This window comes from Rhodoferax sp., from assembly GCF_010365055.1.
Taxonomy (GTDB): Bacteria; Pseudomonadota; Gammaproteobacteria; order Burkholderiales; family Burkholderiaceae_C; genus Rhodoferax.
On the sequence record NZ_JAAFHA010000082.1, the window covers coordinates 1 to 16,547 of the forward strand.

Consider the following 16,547-nt stretch of genomic DNA (forward strand, 5'->3'; position numbering starts at 1 on the left):
ATTCGCCGCCGTCTTCGTGCAGCGTGCCGTTGAGCAGCGCAAACAGCGAGGACTTGCCGGCGCCGTTGCGCCCGACCAGACCGACTTTTTCGCCCGGATTGAGGGTGACACTGGCGCCGTCAAGCAGCACTTTGGCGCCGCGGCGCAGGATAACGTTTTTTAGAGTGATCATGGTCGGTGATGGCTATTTTCTTGAGAGTTCAACGCGGCAAGTCGTTGTGGGCAAGCTGTGGTGTGCCGGAGCACGGATTGCTGCGAAGCTCCGTGTCCCCCGGCCTTCGGCCTCCTCCTTGACCTGCGCTTCGCAGCAATCCGTACTCCTGCTGCGCGGCGATTCGGGTACGCGTGCAGAACTCCAATGCAGGCCCCACCATTCGAGAAGCCAGACGGGTTGGGTGAGTGGCGCAGTGAGGTCAAGGAGGAGCCCGGAACGGGCGGGGGACACGAACGGAGTCACTCGCCCAGCCCGTCTGGCTTCGGCACACGTAAGGACTCTGGCTTCGGCCCCCGCAATAGCGCCAAAAGTTCTTCACGCTCAAGCAGCAGCACCTGGTCTTCACCGGCGCTGGTTTCCAGCCAGATGGCTTGCAGCGTGGGGAAGGCGGCTTCAAAGTGGTCGCGCTCGTTGCCGATTTCCAGCACCAGCACCGCGTTTTCATTCATGTGCTGCGGCGCCTCCATCAGCAGCCTGCGGATGAAGTCCATGCCGTCGCTGCCGCCAGCGCGGTTGCCGTCGAGTGCCAGAGCCGGTTCGGCGTGAAACTCAGCCGGTAGCGCGGCCATGCTCTGGGCGTTGACGTAAGGCGGGTTGCACACAATCAGGTCGTAGCGGTCGGGCAGCTTGGCAAAACCGTCTGACTCGACCAGGGTGATGCGTTCCGTCAGGCTGTGCTTGTCAACGTTGATGCGGGCCACCGCCAGCGCGTCCGTTGACAGATCAGAGGCGTCCACCGTCACGTCCGGGTATGCCATGGCCGCCAGCACCGCCAGACTGCCGTTGCCGCTGCACAGGTCCAGCACCACGTGCGTGGCGTCGCTGAGCCAGTAGTCCAGGGCGCCGTCCACCAGCAACTCGGCAATCAAGGAGCGTGGCACGATGGCGCGCTCATCCACGTAAAAGGGCACGCCCATCAGCCAGGCCTCCCTCGTCAGGTAGGCCGCGGGCTTGCGGGATCTGATCCTTGCTTCTAAAAGCGTAGCTACCTGCGATTGTTCTGCGGGGGCTACCGGCCGATTGGCTATAAATTCCGGCTCGTCTGTCGCGCCATCGAGTGGCGTGTCGAGCGGCAGCCCGAGTTGCCACAGCACCAGCCAGGCGGCCTCGTCAAAAGCGTTGTTGGTGCCGTGGCCAAAGGCCACCCCAGCCTCGGTGAGCTGCGCGGCAGCCGCTTCAATCAGTTCCAGCACCGTCATGCGATCAGCCCCGCGCTCAGCTTCTCCAGCACGCGCCGGTAGATGTTTGTCAAAGGTTCGATGTCGGCGATGTTGACGTATTCGTCGATCTTGTGGATGCTGCCATTGGGCGGACCGAACTCAATCACCTGCGGGCAAATCTTGGCGATGAAGCGGCCGTCGCTGGTGCCGCCGGTGGTGGACAGGACGGTAGTGAGGCCGGTCTCTTGTTTGATGGCGTCCACCACCGCGTCGACCAGGGTGCCGGGCTCGGTCAGGAACGGCATGCCACCGAGCGTCCAGGTCAGGTCGTAATCAAGCTCGTGGCGCTCCAGCACGGCGGCCAGCCGGGTCTGCAGCGACTCGGGTGTGGACTCGGTGGAAAAGCGGAAGTTGAAGTCAATCACCACAGCACCCGGGATCACATTGCTGGCGCCGGTGCCGCCGTGGATGTTGCTGATCTGCCAGGAGGTGGGCGGGAAGAACGCGTTGCCCCGGTCCCATTCGACGCCCACCAACTCCGCCAGCGCGGGCGCGACCAGATGAATCGGGTTTTTGGCCAGGTGCGGGTAGGCGATATGGCCTTGCACGCCTTTGACAGTCAGGCGGGCGCTGAGCGTGCCCCGGCGACCGTTCTTGATCATGTCGCCGGTGCGCTCCAAAGAGGTGGGCTCACCGACGATGCAGTAATCGATGCGTTCGCCGCGCGCCTGCAGTGCTTCGCAGACTTTGACAGTGCCATCCAGCGCCGGACCTTCCTCGTCGCTGGTAAGCAGAAATCCGATCGACAGGGCGGTGGTCGGTTGCGCCGTCAAAAACTCTTCCACCGCCACCACGAACGCGGCGAGCGAGGTTTTCATGTCGGCGGCGCCGCGGCCATACAACTTGCCATCGAGTTGGGTGGGCGTGAAAGGGTGGCAGCGCCATTGCTGCGCCGGGCCGCTTGGCACGACGTCGGTGTGCCCGGCAAATACGATCAATTTAGTAGCTGCTTGCGTAGACTGGACGGGGGCTACAGCCCGTTTTGCCCATAAATTGGTAACGCGAAAATCAGTCGGGCCGCTGGCGATGGTTTCACAGGAGAACCCCAGCGGCGCGAGTCGTTCAGCGATGATTTGCTGGCAGCCGGCATCGTCGGGCGTGAGCGAGTGGCGGGCGATCAGTTGTTCGGCCAGGTGCAAAGTTTTTGACATCAGCTTCAAGGTAGGAGGTTCACGACCCGTGCATCACGTCGAACGTGATTTCGGTGAACGAGGGTTGATCATCCGGGTCTTCGGCGGGCTCGGGCGCTTGCGCCCGGGCGTTAAAGTCGTTTTGCAGGCGCCACATCAAATTGGTGGGCGAATCCGAGTTGATCAGACCTTCTTTGCGGTCCACCACGCCTTCCATGATCAGGCGCGCGATGTCTTGCTCAAAGGTCTGGCCGCCCTCGGCCATCGACTTTTCCATCGCCTCCTTGACGCCGGAAAAGTCGCCCTTTTCAATCATCTCCGCGACCAGATTGGTGTTGAGCATGATCTCCACGGCCGGAATGCGGCCGCCGCCCGTGGTGCGCAAGAGCCGCTGCGACACAATCGCCTTGAGCGAGGCCGACAGGTCGGCCAGCATGGTTTCGCGCACCTCGACCGGGTAGAAACTCAGAATTCGGTTGAGCGCCTGGTAACTGTTGTTGGCATGCAGGGTGGCCAGGCACAAATGGCCGGTCTGGGCATAGGCAATCGCCGCCGACATGGTTTCGCGGTCGCGGATTTCACCGATCATGATCACATCGGGCGCCTGGCGCAGGGCGTTCTTCAGCGCGACCTGGGTCGACTGCGTGTCGCTGCCGACCTCGCGCTGGTTGACCACCGAGCGCTTGTTGCGGAACAAATACTCCAGCGGGTCTTCAATCGTCAGGATGTGGCCGGTGGCGTTGGCGTTGCGGTGGTCAATGATGGCGGCCATGGTGGTGCTCTTGCCCGCGCCGGTGGCGCCCACCAGCAGCAGCAGGCCACGCTTTTCCATGATCAACTCGCCCAGAATCATCGGCACGCCCAGCGTATCAAGCGGCGGAATGTCGACCGAGATGTAGCGGATCACCGCCGCAATCGAGCCGCGCTGGCGCATCGCGCTGATGCGAAAGCGGCCCACGCCCGCCAGCGACCAACCCATGTTGAGCTCATTCAGTTCTTCCAGCTCTTCGATGCGATGGGGCGGCAGTATTTCTGCCAGCAAATTGCGCGGCGCCTCGGGCGGGAGCAGTTGGCTGTTGATCGGCACGCATTGGCCGTTGATGCGGATCAGCGCCGGTGATTGGGCGGACAGATAGACATCGGAGGCCTTCTTTTCGCTCATCAGGCGAAGAATGCGCTCCATGGTGCCGGAGGTGCCCGGGGTTGCATTGGACGCGTTTGGTGCATTGGTTGCCATGCTGAAAAACCGGTCTGTCGATGTGCGTGGGGAGAAAAAAAATCAGTCGCGCAGCAAGTCGTTCAGGCTGGTCTTGGAGCGCGTTTGCGCGTCCACCCGTTTGACGATGATCGCGGCATACAAACTGTATTTGCCCTCGTTCTTGGGCAGGCTGCCGCTGATGACCACCGAACCGCTAGGGATGCGGCCATAGCTGACGGTGTCTGTTGCGCGGTCGTAAATGGGGGTGCTCTGCCCGAGGTAAACGCCCATGGAGATGACCGAGTTTTCCTCCACGATCACACCTTCGACCACTTCGGAGCGGGCGCCGATGAAGCAGTTGTCCTCGATGATCGTTGGGCCGGCCTGCATGGGTTCGAGCACGCCGCCAATGCCGACGCCACCGCTTAGGTGCACGTGTTTGCCGATCTGCGCGCAGGACCCGACGGTGGCCCAGGTGTCAACCATGGTCCCTTCATCGACAAAGGCGCCGATGTTGACGTAAGACGGCATCAGGATCACGCCCTTGCCGATGAAACTACCGCGCCGCGCCACCGCCGGGGGCACCACGCGCACACCCGACGCACTGAATGCTTCTTCGTCCATGCCGGCAAATTTGGTCGGCACCTTGTCATAAAAGCCCAGGTCACCGGCTTTCATGACCTGGTTGTCGCTGAGGCGAAAGCTCAGCAGCACGGCTTTCTTGATCCATTGGTGCGTCGTCCACTGGCCCACGCTCTCGCGGGTGGCCACGCGCAAGCGTCCGGCGTTGAGGTCGGAGATGACGTGCTCGACTGCATCAAGCACTTCCTTGGGGGCTGCGCTGGGGGACAGGTTGGCACGGTCTTCCCAGGCGGCGTCGATGATGGATTGCAATTGTTGCGTCATGAAAGTTTTCTCGGGAGGCGAAACCGCTTGTGGTTTCAGGTTCTGGATTTGACAAATTGCGCGATGCGCTGGGCGGCTTCCACACATTCGGCCGTTTCGGCCACCAGCGCCATGCGAATCCGACCGGCGCCGGGGTTGCTGCCGTGGAAGTCGCGCGCCACGTAGGAGCCGGGTAAAACCGTCACATTGTAAAGAGCGAACAAGTCGCGGGCAAAGTCGGTGTCATTGCCCTTGACTTTGGCCCACAAATAAAAGCCCGCATCGGGCAGCGCGACTTCCAGCACCTCGGCCAGCAGGGGCGTGACCTGGGCGAATTTGTTGCGGTACAGCAAGCGGTTCTCCACCACATGCTGCTCGTCGCGCCAGGCCGCGGTACTGGCGGCCTGCACCACCGGGCTCATGGCGCAGCCGTGGTAGGTGCGGTAGAGCAAAAACTGCGCGATGAGGGCGGCGTCGCCTGCCACAAAACCGCTGCGCATGCCGGGCACATTGCTGCGCTTGGACAGGCTGGTGAGTGAAATCAGGTTCTTGAAGTCCAGGCGGCCGAGTTTGGCCGCGGCTTCCATGCCGCCCAGCGGCGGCCCGCCATTAGCGTCGTCGCGGAAATAAATCTCGCTGTAGCACTCGTCGGAGCCAATGACAAAGCCGTGTCGGTCGCTCAGCTCAAACAGCAGTTGCCATTCGGACAAGGGCATCACCGCGCCGGTCGGGTTGCCGGGCGAGCAGACGATCAGCAGCTGGGTGCGCGCCCACACACTTGAGGGCACGCTGGCCCAGTCCGGGGCGAAGTTGCGCGCCGGGTCGCTGGCGACGTAGTAGGGCTCGGCACCGGCCAGCAAGGTGGCGCCCTCATAGATTTGGTAGAACGGATTGGGGCAGACCACCAACGGTTTTTCACCACGGAGCTGCGCTGCGCCGGGGTTGACCACGGCCTGGGTCAGCGCGAACAGCGCCTCGCGCGAGCCGTTCACCGGCAGCATTTGCGTCGCCGGGTCAACATGGATCGCGTAGCGCTTGTGCAGCCATTGGGCAAAGGCTTCGCGCAGCGCGGGCTCTCCCTGGGTAGCCGGGTAGCTGGCCAGGCCGCTGGGCGTGCGCCCAATGGCCTCGATCATGGCCTGCTGAATGAAGGCGGGGGTGGCGTGTTTGGGTTCCCCCAGCCCGAGGCTAATCGGCCGCAGGGCGGGATTGGGGGTGATGCCGGAGAGAAGTTGACGCAGCCGCTCAAACGGGTAGGGCTGCAAAAGGGCGAGCAGTGGATTCATGGGCAGCGATTATCGTTGCCTGAGGTGTCCGCCTGCCCGCCACAGCACCGACAGGCCCAGCAAGAGCAGCTTATTTCTTGGCTTTTTTGCGCGCTGGAGCTGACTTGGCGGCTGATTTGACTGCTGGTTTGGCCACCGACTTGGCGGCTGGCTTGACGGCCGGCTTGACGGTGGACGCCTTGGGCATGTCACCGAGTGATGTCTTGACCGGGCAGATTTTGAAAACCGGGCATTTCTTGCAGCCGACGGCAATGGCGATGGGGCAAATAGTCATTTTTTTCCTTATGTGGGCGCGTTGGCCAAGCTTTTCAGTATGCCCCCGCGCGCCTTGAGAATCGGTGCCGCTCGAAGGGGAATGTCCCTAATTCGTTCAAAACCCCAAGGTCTCAATTTCACTTGAAACCGCCAGTTTGCTGTTGGCAAACTGCGCCCGGTACCGGTCGAGACGCTTCAGGTCGTACAGGTAATTGACCATCATGCCGTACGACTGTTTGAAGCCTTTGTTTGATAGATCGCCGCCCCAGTTCAGCCGCTCGACGCGGGCGCCATTGCTCAGGTGGAAGCGCGTTACCGGATCCAGTGGCTTGCCTCGCACCAGCTCGCGGCCCAGGTAATGGGCGGCGCATTGCATCAAAAAATGGCGCACCGGCGACGTGGCGTCGAGCGTGGGCGCCTGCTCGGCGGCGGCCAGCAAGTCCGCAGGCCCCACCGGCGCAGCGCCCACGGCGCGGCCAAGCGCGGCACGGGTCTTGTCGTCGAGCAGGGCCAGCATCGCGGCAACGTTCTTGCCCAGCCAGCTGCGAAACCCCGGCATCGGCGAGAGCGTGGCAAAAGTGCGCAGGCGGGGAAATTCGGCCTGGAGGGTTTCGACTACGCGCTTGATCAGCGAGTCGCCAAAGCTGACGCCGCGCAGACCGGTCTGGGTGCTGCTGATGGAGTAAAAAATGGCGGTCGTGGCCTTGCGCAGGTCGTCCGCTGCCGCCGCCTCGTCGAGCAAGGGCGAGATGGCAGACGGCAGCTTGTCGAGCAGGGCGACCTCGACAAAGATCAGCGGTTCATTGGGCAATTGTGGATGGAAAAACCCATAGCAGCGGCGGTCCGAATCCAGCCGGTTTTTGACGTCGGCCCAGCCGCGAATGTCATGCACGGCTTCGTATTTGATCAATTTTTCAATCAAGGAGGCGGGCGAGTCCCAGCTAATGCGGCGCAACTCCAGAAACGCCACGTCAAACCAGCTGAAAAACAGGTTTTCCAGCTCGCCATCCAGGGCCAGCAGACGTTTTTCTGTCTTCAGGTGCGCCAGCAATTGAGTTCGCAGGTCAAGCAGAAATTGCAGGCCCTGCGGGAATGCGGCAAAGCGCTGCAGCAAGCGGCTGCGCGGCGACACCAATGCCCGGCGCAAGCTGATCTCGGCGTGCCCGGCGTCGGGCGTGTTTTGGGCCGCTGCGTAGTGGCTGCGCGCGGCCTCGATGATGTCGGGATCAGGGGCAAACTGCTCGCTCATCAGCAGCCAGCAGTCGCGCCGCTCGGCCGGCGAGGCGCTGGCATACCACTGTGCGAACTCACTGGCACGGCGCCCGCCCTCGACCTCGCTGACCTGGCTGTCGAGGACGGCCTGCAGTTGAGTCAGGGTGCGACGCAGCAAGCGAGGTGACAGCGCCTCGTCTTTGTGACGCAGGGTGCCTGTCAAGCGCTCATGCAGGGTGCGCTGGGCAGTTGAGTCAGCGCTGGTGCTGGCCGGTGTAAGGGAGGATGCAGGTGCAGACGCCAGTCTCAACTCGGCCGAAGCCGTGCCCGAACCTGAAAACTGCGCGGCCGTTGTCGGACCTGCATTTACTCCTGTATTAATAGCTGTTGGTGCATGTTCCACGGGGGCTGCGGCCATGTTTCGTATCTGGCTTGCGGCGGGAAGCAGTCTCGAGACGCCGCGGGATAGCCATTCGGCGGTGTTCATTTCAAGTGCCTTCCTTTCGTGCGGACAGTCTGGCGACGCGGCCTGATTGACTTGCCAAGGCCGCCAGTGGGCCGGCCAGAGTCAGCCAAGGTCTGCACTCATGGTAAAGCCATTCGGCGCCCTGTCAGCTGCAAGTCACGCCTGTCTTGTTGCTTATCAAGTCATCTTGGCCAGACCGAGGCGGACCCGTCAGTTCTGCCGCATGCCCGCCACCAGCTGTGTCACGTTGTGGCGCATCATCTTCAGGTAAGTTGAACCGGGCTCGTTGGGGCCAGAAAGCGCATCCACATACAGTTTGGTGCCCACCGTGACGCCGGTGTCCTGCGCGATTTGCGCCAGCAGTTTGGGGTTGCTCATGTTCTCCACAAAAACAGCTTTGATCTGGTCGCGCTTGATCTGCCGGATCAATTGGGCCACTTCTTTGGCGCTGGGTTCCACGTCGGCATTGATGCCCTGCGGTGCCAGGAACCTGATCTGGTAACGCGCGGCAAAATAGCCAAAGGCATCGTGCGAGGTGATGACCTGGCGTTGCTTGACACTCAAAGCTGCGAGTTGGTCTCTGGCGAACTGGTCCAGCGCTTGCAGTTCCTTGATGTATGAATCACTATTTTTTTGATAGCTGCTGGCGCCCGCCGGGTCTAGGCTGGAGAGTGATTTGGCTATATTTTTGACATACACCACCACGTTGCTGGGGTCTTGCCAGCCGTGCGGGTCCGCTTGCGCGTGCTGGTGGCCTTGATCGGCCGGCAACTTGCGCACCATGATGCCTTGAGAAGCGACCAGAATCTGGCCCTGGTAGTTGGCGGATTGGGCCAGTTTTTGTGCCCACGGTTCGAAGTTGAGCCCGTTGATGACAAACAGGCGCGATTGCAGAATGGCTTTGGCGTGCGCTGGTTTGGGCTCAAACGAGTGTGCATCGGCATTGGGCCCGACCAGCGTTGTGACCTTGACGCGCTCGCCACCCACCACTTGCACCAGGTCGCCCAGAATACTGAAAGACGCCACCACCGGCAGCGGCTCGGCGCCAAGGCTGATGCCGGGCAACAGACCGCTGGCCACCAGTGCTGCGATGGTCAAGAATTTGAGCGTTGCGCGTTTCATTGAGCGGCTTTCAGGTAAAGAAAATGTCAGCCCACCCGGTGCGGGCGCTTGAGCACGGTGGGCAACCAGCCACCGGGCGATACCAACAAGGACAGGCCGTACAACACGCCGGCGCAGCCGATGATGGTCGGCCCGCTGGGCGTGTCGAGGTGGTATGACAGTAGCAGGCCGGCCACGCCCGCCAAAGCCGCTTGTGCGCTGGCATTGAGCAGTTGGGCGCCCAACGAGTCATGCCAGAGCCGGCTTGAGACGGCGGGCAGCATCATCAGGCCCACTGCCATCAGCGTGCCCAAGGTCTGAAAGCCCGCCACCAGGTTGATCACCACCAGCATCAAGAAACTTTGTTGCCAGATCCAGCCACGACTGCGCCAGCCGCTCCCGGCGGAGGCGGCCAGAAACACCGGGTCAAATGTCTCCAGCACCAGCCCGCGGTACAGCGCGGCCAGCGCGATCACGCTCACACTGGACACGCTGGCCACCAGCAGCAGCCCTGCCGCATCGACGCCCAGCGCGCTGCCAAACAGAATGTGCAGCAGGTCCAACTGGCTGCCCTGGCGAGAGATCAGCGTGACGCCCAGTGCCAGCGCCACCAGGTAGATGGCCGCCAGGCTGGCATCTTCTTTCAGGCTGGTGGCGCGGCTGACCATGCCGGCAATGGCCGCCACAGCCAAACCCGCCAGCACACCGCCCAGGGCCATGGCGGGCAGCGACAGGCCAAACAGCATGAAGCCCACCGCCACGCCGGGCAGCACCGCGTGGCTCAGCGCGTCGCCCAGCAGGCTCATGCGCCGCAGCGTCAAAAAAACACCCAGGGGTGCCGCGCTGAGGGCCAGCGCCAGCGTGGCCACCAAGGCGCGGCGCATGAAGGCAAATTCGGCGAAGGGACCGACAGAAAAGTCCCAGAGGGTTTGGTACCAAGCCATCATCGGGTGGCGCCGTGCAAATCCACAGCTTGCGTGTTCGATGGCGTCTGGGGTGGCGCGTCTGGTCGCGGGCTTTTGCCGCTCGGCTCGTCGGTGCGGCAAATGTCGGCGTTGTCGTCCCAAGCTTCCGCCAGAGCCCGGGCGCGCTGCAGATTGGCCTCGGTCAGCACCTGAGCGGTGTCGCCCCAGGCGACCAGCTCGCGTGCCAGCAGTACCGTTTGCCCAAAGTGTTCCCGCACCTGCGCGTCGTCGTGCAACACGGCAATCACCGTGCGGCCTTGCGCGTGCCATTGGTGTATCAGTGCCAACAGCGCGGCCGTGGTGCGCGAGTCCATGGCGTTGAAGGGTTCGTCGAGCAAAATCAGCTTGGCGTCTTGCATCAGCAGGCGGGCAAACAGCACGCGCTGAAATTGCCCGCTGGAGAGCGACCCCACCGTGCGACGCTCAAAGCCTTCCAGCCCGACGGTGTGAATGGCCGCATTGGCACGCGCCAGCAGGTCCGCGCTGACGCCCCCCCAGGCGCCCACGGTGCTCCAGCAACCCAACAGCACACAGTCGTGCACGGGCATCGGAAAGCTGCGGTCAATCTCGGTCATTTGCGGCAGGTAAGCAACGCGCTCGCGCGCTGTGGTCAGCACGACGCGCCCACCTTCTGGCTTGATCAAGCCCATGATGCTTTTGAGCAGGGTGCTTTTGCCCGAGCCGTTGGGGCCAATCACGGCGGTAAGGGCGCCGGGCGCAAACTGGCCGCTGACGTGATGCAGGGCCGGATGCTGGCGGTAGCTGACCGTCAGGTTGTCGACTGTTACCACGCGATGGCTCCCGCGCCAGCGTTGGCCCACCACACGGCCAACCACAGCGCCAGCAGCGCCGGCAACACGGTCAACACGCGCAGCCAGGCGGGCCAGGCCAACACGCTGCGCCTTTGGGTGGGCTGTGGTGCCGCGTGCTCTGGCGCCGGGGCGTCCGGGTGGCCGTGGTCCTGTGTCGGGTGTGACATCTTGAAGTAACTTAAAAAAAGTGATTGCAGCGATAATGCAACTGAATTGCAATACAGTTTAACGCAACTCAATTGCAATAATTGCCTGCCTTCCAAAAAACTTTGACCTGGTCATGCCTGCTGTTACCCGCTTGAGTCCACCTGATCCGATTGACGCTTTGCTGTCAGCCCACGGACTGCGCCGCACCGGCGCGGCGCGTCTGGTGCTGGGTTGGCTGCTGGCGCACCCTGACACAAGTTACACCCACGCCCAGTTGCAGACGGCGTTGCAGGATGCCAGAGCTGCGGATGGAGAAGGAGCAGGCGAGGGCGGTGGCACGCTGGACCGCGTGACGCTGTACCGCCTGATTGACCGGCTGACGCAAGTCGGTCTGCTGTTGTGCCGGGTGGACGTCAATCGGGTGCGCCGCTACCAGGCCATGCCCGCCAGCGTCCATGCGTTGCCGCACTTTGAGTGCCAAAGCTGCCACCGCGACCAGCCTTTGCAAGGTGCGTTGCAGGGCAATGCGCTTGATTTGGAGGTGGCGGCACAAAGCGCCTTGCAGGCTCTGAAAGCGCTGGGTTACCAGGGTCTGAGCCTGGATCTGGCGGTGCGCGGTGTGTGTGCAGACTGTGCGACCGCAGCCTCAATCGCACCGACCCCTGCTGTCACGCCATGAGGCTGGCCCAAGGTTCGATCTATCGCTTTTTTTCTGCGACGCCATTTGGGCTGCCAGTCAATCCTTGCGGACTCAAAACTGAGAGATGCTGACGCCTGGTGAGTGCTGGTCTGAGGCTGTCGGATTAGTGCTGCGATGCTTGATCTGAATCAGGGTGGAGGATTTGCTGGCAGACGATACTTGTTCGTTTTGTTTTCAGATTAGCCGATCACTGTCAGCGCCCGGGTTACGATGCCCGGCAGCCCGAAACCGGGTGCGCCACACCAACAACGCGGGCCACAAGCTTTGCCACTTCAAGCCATGCCATTCATTCGTCAACGCATCGGCGCACTAGCCAGGCTCAATCATCATGCGCCGATCTGGTTGTTGGCCGCGTTGGTGTTTGCGGCGGTCTGGTTGCACACCTTTCGCCTGATCAATGATGACCGCAGCAAAGCCATGGCCGGTGCAGAAAGCCAGATCGTCAATCTGACGCGGGTCAGCCAGGAACATGCCGAGCGCATTTTTTACAGCGTTGATCAGACCTTGCGTCTGGTTCGTTCGGAATACCAGGAGTACCCCGGCCATCTTGACCTCAGCATGATGCGTGCCGAGGGCGTTTTCGATGACCGAACCATTCGTCAGGTCAGCATTGTTGATGCCGCGGGCATTGTTGAGATGAGCAGCCTGGCGCTGAGCGGCCGCCTCAATGTGTCGGACCGGGACTACTTCAAAGCCTTGCGGGCGGCGAGCAGCGACACGCTCTATATCTCAAAACCTGAGTTTGACCTCGCTCAAGGCCGCTGGTCGATTCAGCTTTCGCGTCGCCTCGTGGGCAGTAACGGAGAATTTGCCGGTGTCGTGGTGGTGGCGCTCGATCCGACTTATTTCACCCGTTTTTACGGCGAACTTCAGCTGGGCCAGGAAGGTGTCGCCGCCTTGTATGGTTTGACCGGGTCCTTGTTTGCCCGCAAGACCACCGGCACAGAAACATTCGCGGGCAATGCCGCGGCGAGCCCGATATTCACGCGCATTGCTCAAGGCACTGAAAGCGGCACACTGACCTACCGTGCCGTCACCGACGGTATCGAGCGTCTTTACCACTTCAAAAAATTGCCTTCTTACCCGGTACTTGTGCTGGTTGGGCTGGAGTACACGGCGGTGTTGGCTGAACAAGCGCAAGCCCGCATGCAGCGTCTGCGCGAAGCTGCCATCCTGAGTGTGCTGTTGCTTGCGCTGGCGCTGCTGCTGTCCTGGTATGTGCTCGTCAGGCGGCGCCATTCCGTGGCGCAACGGCAAGCCCTCGCGCAGTTGCAAAACCTCACCCACCATGTGCCGGGCATGGTATTTCAGTACCTGCTGCGCCCCGACGGCAGTTCTTGCTTCCCTTTCGCCAGTGCCGGATTGGGCAAAATCTTCCGGCTCAGTTCTGACGCGATTGCGCAGGATGGGGCACCGCTTTTTTCCTTGCTGCACCCTGACGATGCGGCTGGTGTGGCGGCATCGATCCAGGCCTCGGCCCGGGCGCTGACGCCCTGGGGGGATGAGTACCGCGTGAGGTTTGGGGATGGCACGGTGCGCTGGCTGTCGAGCAAGGCCGCACCGCAAAAGCTCGATGATGGTTCGGTGTTGTGGCACGGCTTTGTGTCTGATGTCACGGGACAAAAGAAGGCGGAAGAGTCCCTGATCACCTTGTCAGCGGCGGTCGAACAATCGCCGGTTTCCATCGTCATCAGCGACCCCCAAGGTCTCATTGAATACGTCAACCCGATGTTTGAGCAGGTCAGCGGTTACCAGCGTGCCGAGGTCATGGGGCAAAACCCGCGCATTTGGTCGTCGCACGAAAAATCGGTAGACGACTACCGCGAGATGTGGGCCACCCTGCTGGCGGGGGAAACCTGGCATGGCGAGTTTCACAACCACCGCAAGGATGGCACGCTGTTTTGGGAGCAGGCCGTGATTGCGCCCATTTTTGACGATCACGGCAAGCCGATTCATTACCTGGCAATCAAGGAGGACGTGACCGAGCGCAAGCTCGCACAGGAGAGCTTGCGCATCGCGGCCATTGCCTTTGAGTCGGAGGAGGGCATGTTCATCACCGACGCCGCAGGCGTCATCTTGCGTGTCAATCAGGCGTTTTTCAGGATTACCGGTTTTACCGCGATGGAGGCCGTCGGCAAGACACCGGGTCTGCTCAGTTCAGGGCGCCACGACGCAGCTTTTTATGCGGCCATGTGGGCAGCGCTTGAACACAGCGGCGCGTGGCAGGGTGAAGTCTGGAATCGGCGCAAGAATGGCGAAATTTTCCCTGAGTGGTTGACCATTGCCGCCGTCAAGGACGAGCACGACGTCGTGACGCACTATGTGTCCACGATCACCGACATCAGTCGGCACAAGGCAGCAGAGGCCGAAATCCAGCATCTGGCTTTTTATGATTCGCTCACCGGGCTGCCCAATCGGCGTCTGCTCACCGACCGGCTGCAACAGGTGCTGGCGGTTGGCACGCGCAGCCGTCGTCATGGTGCCTTGCTGTTCATTGATCTGGATCATTTTAAAAATCTCAACGACACCCAGGGTCACGAGCAGGGTGATGTGCTGTTGCAGCAAGTCGCCCAGCGGCTGAATTATTGCGTCCGTGAAGGCGACACGGTGGCACGGCTGGGGGGCGATGATTTTGTGGTGATGCTGCAGGATTTGAGCGACCAGCAGACCGAGGCTGCGGCGCAGGCCGAGGGCGTGGGTCAGAAGATTCTCGATGCCTTGCACCAGCCGTATCCTTTTGGCCACTTCACACACCACGGCAGTGCCAGTGTCGGCGTGGCCCTGTTCAACGCCAGTCAGGACACGGTTGAAGAGCTGCTCAAACGTGCCGATCTGGCGCTGTACCAGGCCAAGGATGCGGGACGCAACACGCTGCGCTTTTTTGACCCGGACATGCAGGCCGTCATCAGTGCGCGCGCCGAGCTGGAGGCGGATATGCGTCTTGGCCTGCAGGAAAACCAGTTCCTGCTTTATTACCAGCCGCAGGTGAACCAAGAGGGGCGCCTGACCGGTGTCGAGGCGCTGGTGCGCTGGCAGCATCCGCTGCGCAACTTGGTGTCGCCGGCACAGTTCATCCCTCTGGCCGAAGACACCGGCCTGATCCTGCCCCTGGGCCAATGGGTCATGGAAACGGCTTGCAGCCAGTTGCAGCAATGGCGCACGCAGCCCCGCACTGCGCACTTGACGATCGCGGTGAACGTCAGCGCGTTGCAGTTTCACCGTGAGAGCTTCGTGTCCGATGTGCTGGCAACGCTGGAACGTACCGGAGCCCCGGCGGACCGGCTCAAGCTGGAGCTGACCGAGAGCCTGCTGGTCAAGGATGTTGACGGCATCATCGCCAAGATGGTGGCACTCAAGGCCCACGGCGTCGGATTTTCACTGGATGATTTTGGCACCGGCTATTCATCGCTGTCCTATCTGAAACGGTTGCCGCTGGACCAGATCAAGATTGACCAGTCGTTTGTCAGCGATGCCTTGAGCAACCCGAAAGACGCGGCATTGGTCCGAGCCACCGTGGCGATGGGGCGCGGACTTGGCATGATGGTGATTGCCGAGGGTGTGGAGACCCAGCTGCAGCGTGATTTTCTGGAGGGCGAGGGCTGCTCCAATTTTCAGGGCTATTTCTTTGGTCGCCCGGTTCCGGTCACCGAGCTGGCGTGTTTTTTCAAGCCTGAATAAGTCTGCATGAACAACCCTGTTCTCTCTTCTCTGCTGCCGGTAGTCTTGCTGGTTGCTATCGGATTTATAGCTGGTCGGGCTGGCTGGGTCAGGGCTGAGGCCATAAAGGACTTATCGAACCTGGTCTTCATGGTGCTCACACCGGCGCTGCTGTTTCGCACCATGAGCACGGTGCACGTGGAACAGCTCAACTTCAAACCGGTGCTGATGTACTTTGTGGCGGCCATGCTGTTGTTTGGTTTCGTTCTGGTTTGGCAAGGGGGAACGCGCCGCGCGGCGGTGCTGGGGCTCGCGGTCACCTTCAGCAACACGGTGATGATTGGCATCCCGCTGGTGGGGCTGGCTTATGGCCAGGCCGGCTTGGTGACACTGTTTACCTTGATTTCGGTCCATGCGCTGGTGATGTTGACGTTTGCCACCGTGGTGCTGGAACTGGCAGTCGCGCGCGAGAAAGCAGCCGCTGGTGCTGGCGCAGGTGGCGGTCAGCACATGCTGCTGACAGTGCTGGGCGCGGCGCGCAGCGGCATCATTCATCCGGTGCCTTTGCCCATCATCGCGGGCTTGCTGTTTGCCCAAACCGGCCTGGTGCTGCCGGAGGTGGTGGATCGCCCGCTGCAGTTGCTGGGCAACGCTTTTGGCCCGATTGCCTTGGTGCTGGTTGGGGTGACGCTGACCGCCGTGCGCATCGGGGACCACTTCAAGGCAGCACTGGGTTTGAGTCTGATCAAGAACCTGGCGTTCCCGGCGCTGGTGGCGCTGCTGTGTTGGGGCTTGGGCCTGAGTGGCTTGCCTTTGAGCGTGATGATTGTGGCGGCCTCGTTGCCGATTGGCGCCAACGTGTTCATGTTTTCCCAACGTTACGAGGTGGCTGAGGAACTGGTGACGGCCAGCATGGCCGTGTCGACTTGCCTGGGGCTGGTGACCATCTCGCTGGTGATGGCACTGGTGGGCTTGCTGTAATCGACCCACGTCGATGGCCGCAAACTGGGCGCTGCGCTGTCTGATTGCCGTCAGGGCGCCAGCCGCTCACGCAGCCACTGCGGGGCACCGTCCTGGCCGACCTGGTCCAAGGTGTAGCGCAGTCGGTCATGCAGGCGGCTCTTGCGGCCTTGCCAGAATTGCCAGCTGTCGGGTTCAAGCCGGTAGCCGCCCCAGTGCGGCGGGCGCGGCGGGTTGAGCAAGAATTTGGCCCCGTATTTGGCCGCGTTGGCCAGCAGCACGCCCCGGCCTGAGATCACCTGGCTTTGCGGGCTGGCCCAGGCGCCAATGCGCGAGTCG

At 61.9% G+C, this 16,547-nt stretch carries 16 protein-coding genes; 3 read left to right on the plus strand and 13 right to left on the minus strand.

What is annotated here, in order from left to right:
- The 12 genes from GZ093_RS15855 to GZ093_RS15910 form a co-directional block, all read right to left on the minus strand.
- Positions 1-172, minus strand: a 172-nt coding sequence (locus GZ093_RS15855; RefSeq protein WP_296487695.1) for an ATP-binding cassette domain-containing protein, incomplete at its 3' end; no start/stop codon positions are given.
- 281 nt (positions 173-453) lie between these two features.
- The gene (gene prmB / locus GZ093_RS15860; protein WP_296487661.1) at positions 454-1,413 is read right to left on the minus strand and encodes a 50S ribosomal protein L3 N(5)-glutamine methyltransferase; all 960 of its coding nucleotides are present in this window, start codon (positions 1,411-1,413) and stop codon (positions 454-456) included.
- Entirely contained in the window at positions 1,410-2,585 is a 1,176-nt protein-coding gene (gene dapE, locus GZ093_RS15865; RefSeq protein ID WP_296487663.1) for a succinyl-diaminopimelate desuccinylase, read from the minus strand. Before dapE ends, prmB begins: the two co-directional genes overlap by 4 nt.
- Positions 2,586-2,604: 19 nt before the next feature.
- Entirely contained in the window at positions 2,605-3,801 is a 1,197-nt protein-coding gene (locus GZ093_RS15870) for a PilT/PilU family type 4a pilus ATPase (RefSeq protein WP_296487666.1), read from the minus strand.
- 42 nt (positions 3,802-3,843) lie between these two features.
- On the minus strand, positions 3,844-4,668 hold the full coding sequence (gene dapD / locus GZ093_RS15875; RefSeq protein WP_296487669.1) for a 2,3,4,5-tetrahydropyridine-2,6-dicarboxylate N-succinyltransferase: 825 nt from the start codon (positions 4,666-4,668) through the stop codon (positions 3,844-3,846).
- A gap of 35 nt (positions 4,669-4,703) precedes the next feature.
- Positions 4,704-5,933 (minus strand): succinyldiaminopimelate transaminase, encoded by a 1,230-nt coding sequence (gene dapC, locus GZ093_RS15880; protein ID WP_296487671.1) that lies wholly within the window; start codon positions 5,931-5,933, stop codon positions 4,704-4,706.
- 70 nt (positions 5,934-6,003) lie between these two features.
- Positions 6,004-6,207, minus strand: coding sequence for a hypothetical protein (locus GZ093_RS15885; protein ID WP_296487673.1), 204 nt, complete (start codon positions 6,205-6,207; stop codon positions 6,004-6,006).
- 96 nt (positions 6,208-6,303) lie between these two features.
- Entirely contained in the window at positions 6,304-7,887 is a 1,584-nt protein-coding gene (locus GZ093_RS15890) for a malonyl-CoA decarboxylase (protein ID WP_296487675.1), read from the minus strand.
- 189 nt (positions 7,888-8,076) lie between these two features.
- Positions 8,077-8,988, minus strand: a complete 912-nt coding sequence (locus tag GZ093_RS15895; protein WP_296487678.1) for a metal ABC transporter substrate-binding protein — start codon at positions 8,986-8,988, stop codon at positions 8,077-8,079.
- A gap of 26 nt (positions 8,989-9,014) precedes the next feature.
- Entirely contained in the window at positions 9,015-9,914 is a 900-nt protein-coding gene (locus GZ093_RS15900; RefSeq protein ID WP_296487680.1) for a metal ABC transporter permease, read from the minus strand.
- The gene (locus GZ093_RS15905; RefSeq protein WP_296487683.1) at positions 9,911-10,723 is read right to left on the minus strand and encodes a metal ABC transporter ATP-binding protein; all 813 of its coding nucleotides are present in this window, start codon (positions 10,721-10,723) and stop codon (positions 9,911-9,913) included. Before GZ093_RS15905 ends, GZ093_RS15900 begins: the two co-directional genes overlap by 4 nt.
- Complete coding sequence (locus tag GZ093_RS15910) at positions 10,717-10,911, minus strand: hypothetical protein (protein ID WP_296487684.1); 195 nt, start codon at positions 10,909-10,911, stop codon at positions 10,717-10,719. Before GZ093_RS15910 ends, GZ093_RS15905 begins: the two co-directional genes overlap by 7 nt.
- Before the next feature lie 113 nt (positions 10,912-11,024).
- Here GZ093_RS15910 and GZ093_RS15915 point away from each other — a divergent pair, with 113 nt between their 5' ends.
- From GZ093_RS15915 to GZ093_RS15925, 3 genes are all read left to right on the plus strand, one after another.
- Positions 11,025-11,570 (plus strand): Fur family transcriptional regulator, encoded by a 546-nt coding sequence (locus GZ093_RS15915; RefSeq protein ID WP_296487687.1) that lies wholly within the window; start codon positions 11,025-11,027, stop codon positions 11,568-11,570.
- A gap of 300 nt (positions 11,571-11,870) precedes the next feature.
- On the plus strand, positions 11,871-15,269 hold the full coding sequence (locus tag GZ093_RS15920) for an EAL domain-containing protein (protein ID WP_296487689.1): 3,399 nt from the start codon (positions 11,871-11,873) through the stop codon (positions 15,267-15,269).
- A gap of 6 nt (positions 15,270-15,275) precedes the next feature.
- Positions 15,276-16,229, plus strand: a complete 954-nt coding sequence (locus GZ093_RS15925; protein WP_296487690.1) for an AEC family transporter — start codon at positions 15,276-15,278, stop codon at positions 16,227-16,229.
- A gap of 50 nt (positions 16,230-16,279) precedes the next feature.
- Here GZ093_RS15925 and GZ093_RS15930 read toward each other — a convergent pair.
- Positions 16,280-16,547: pyridoxine 5'-phosphate oxidase C-terminal domain-containing protein (locus tag GZ093_RS15930; protein WP_296487693.1), on the minus strand; the 268-nt coding region annotated here is incomplete at its 5' end.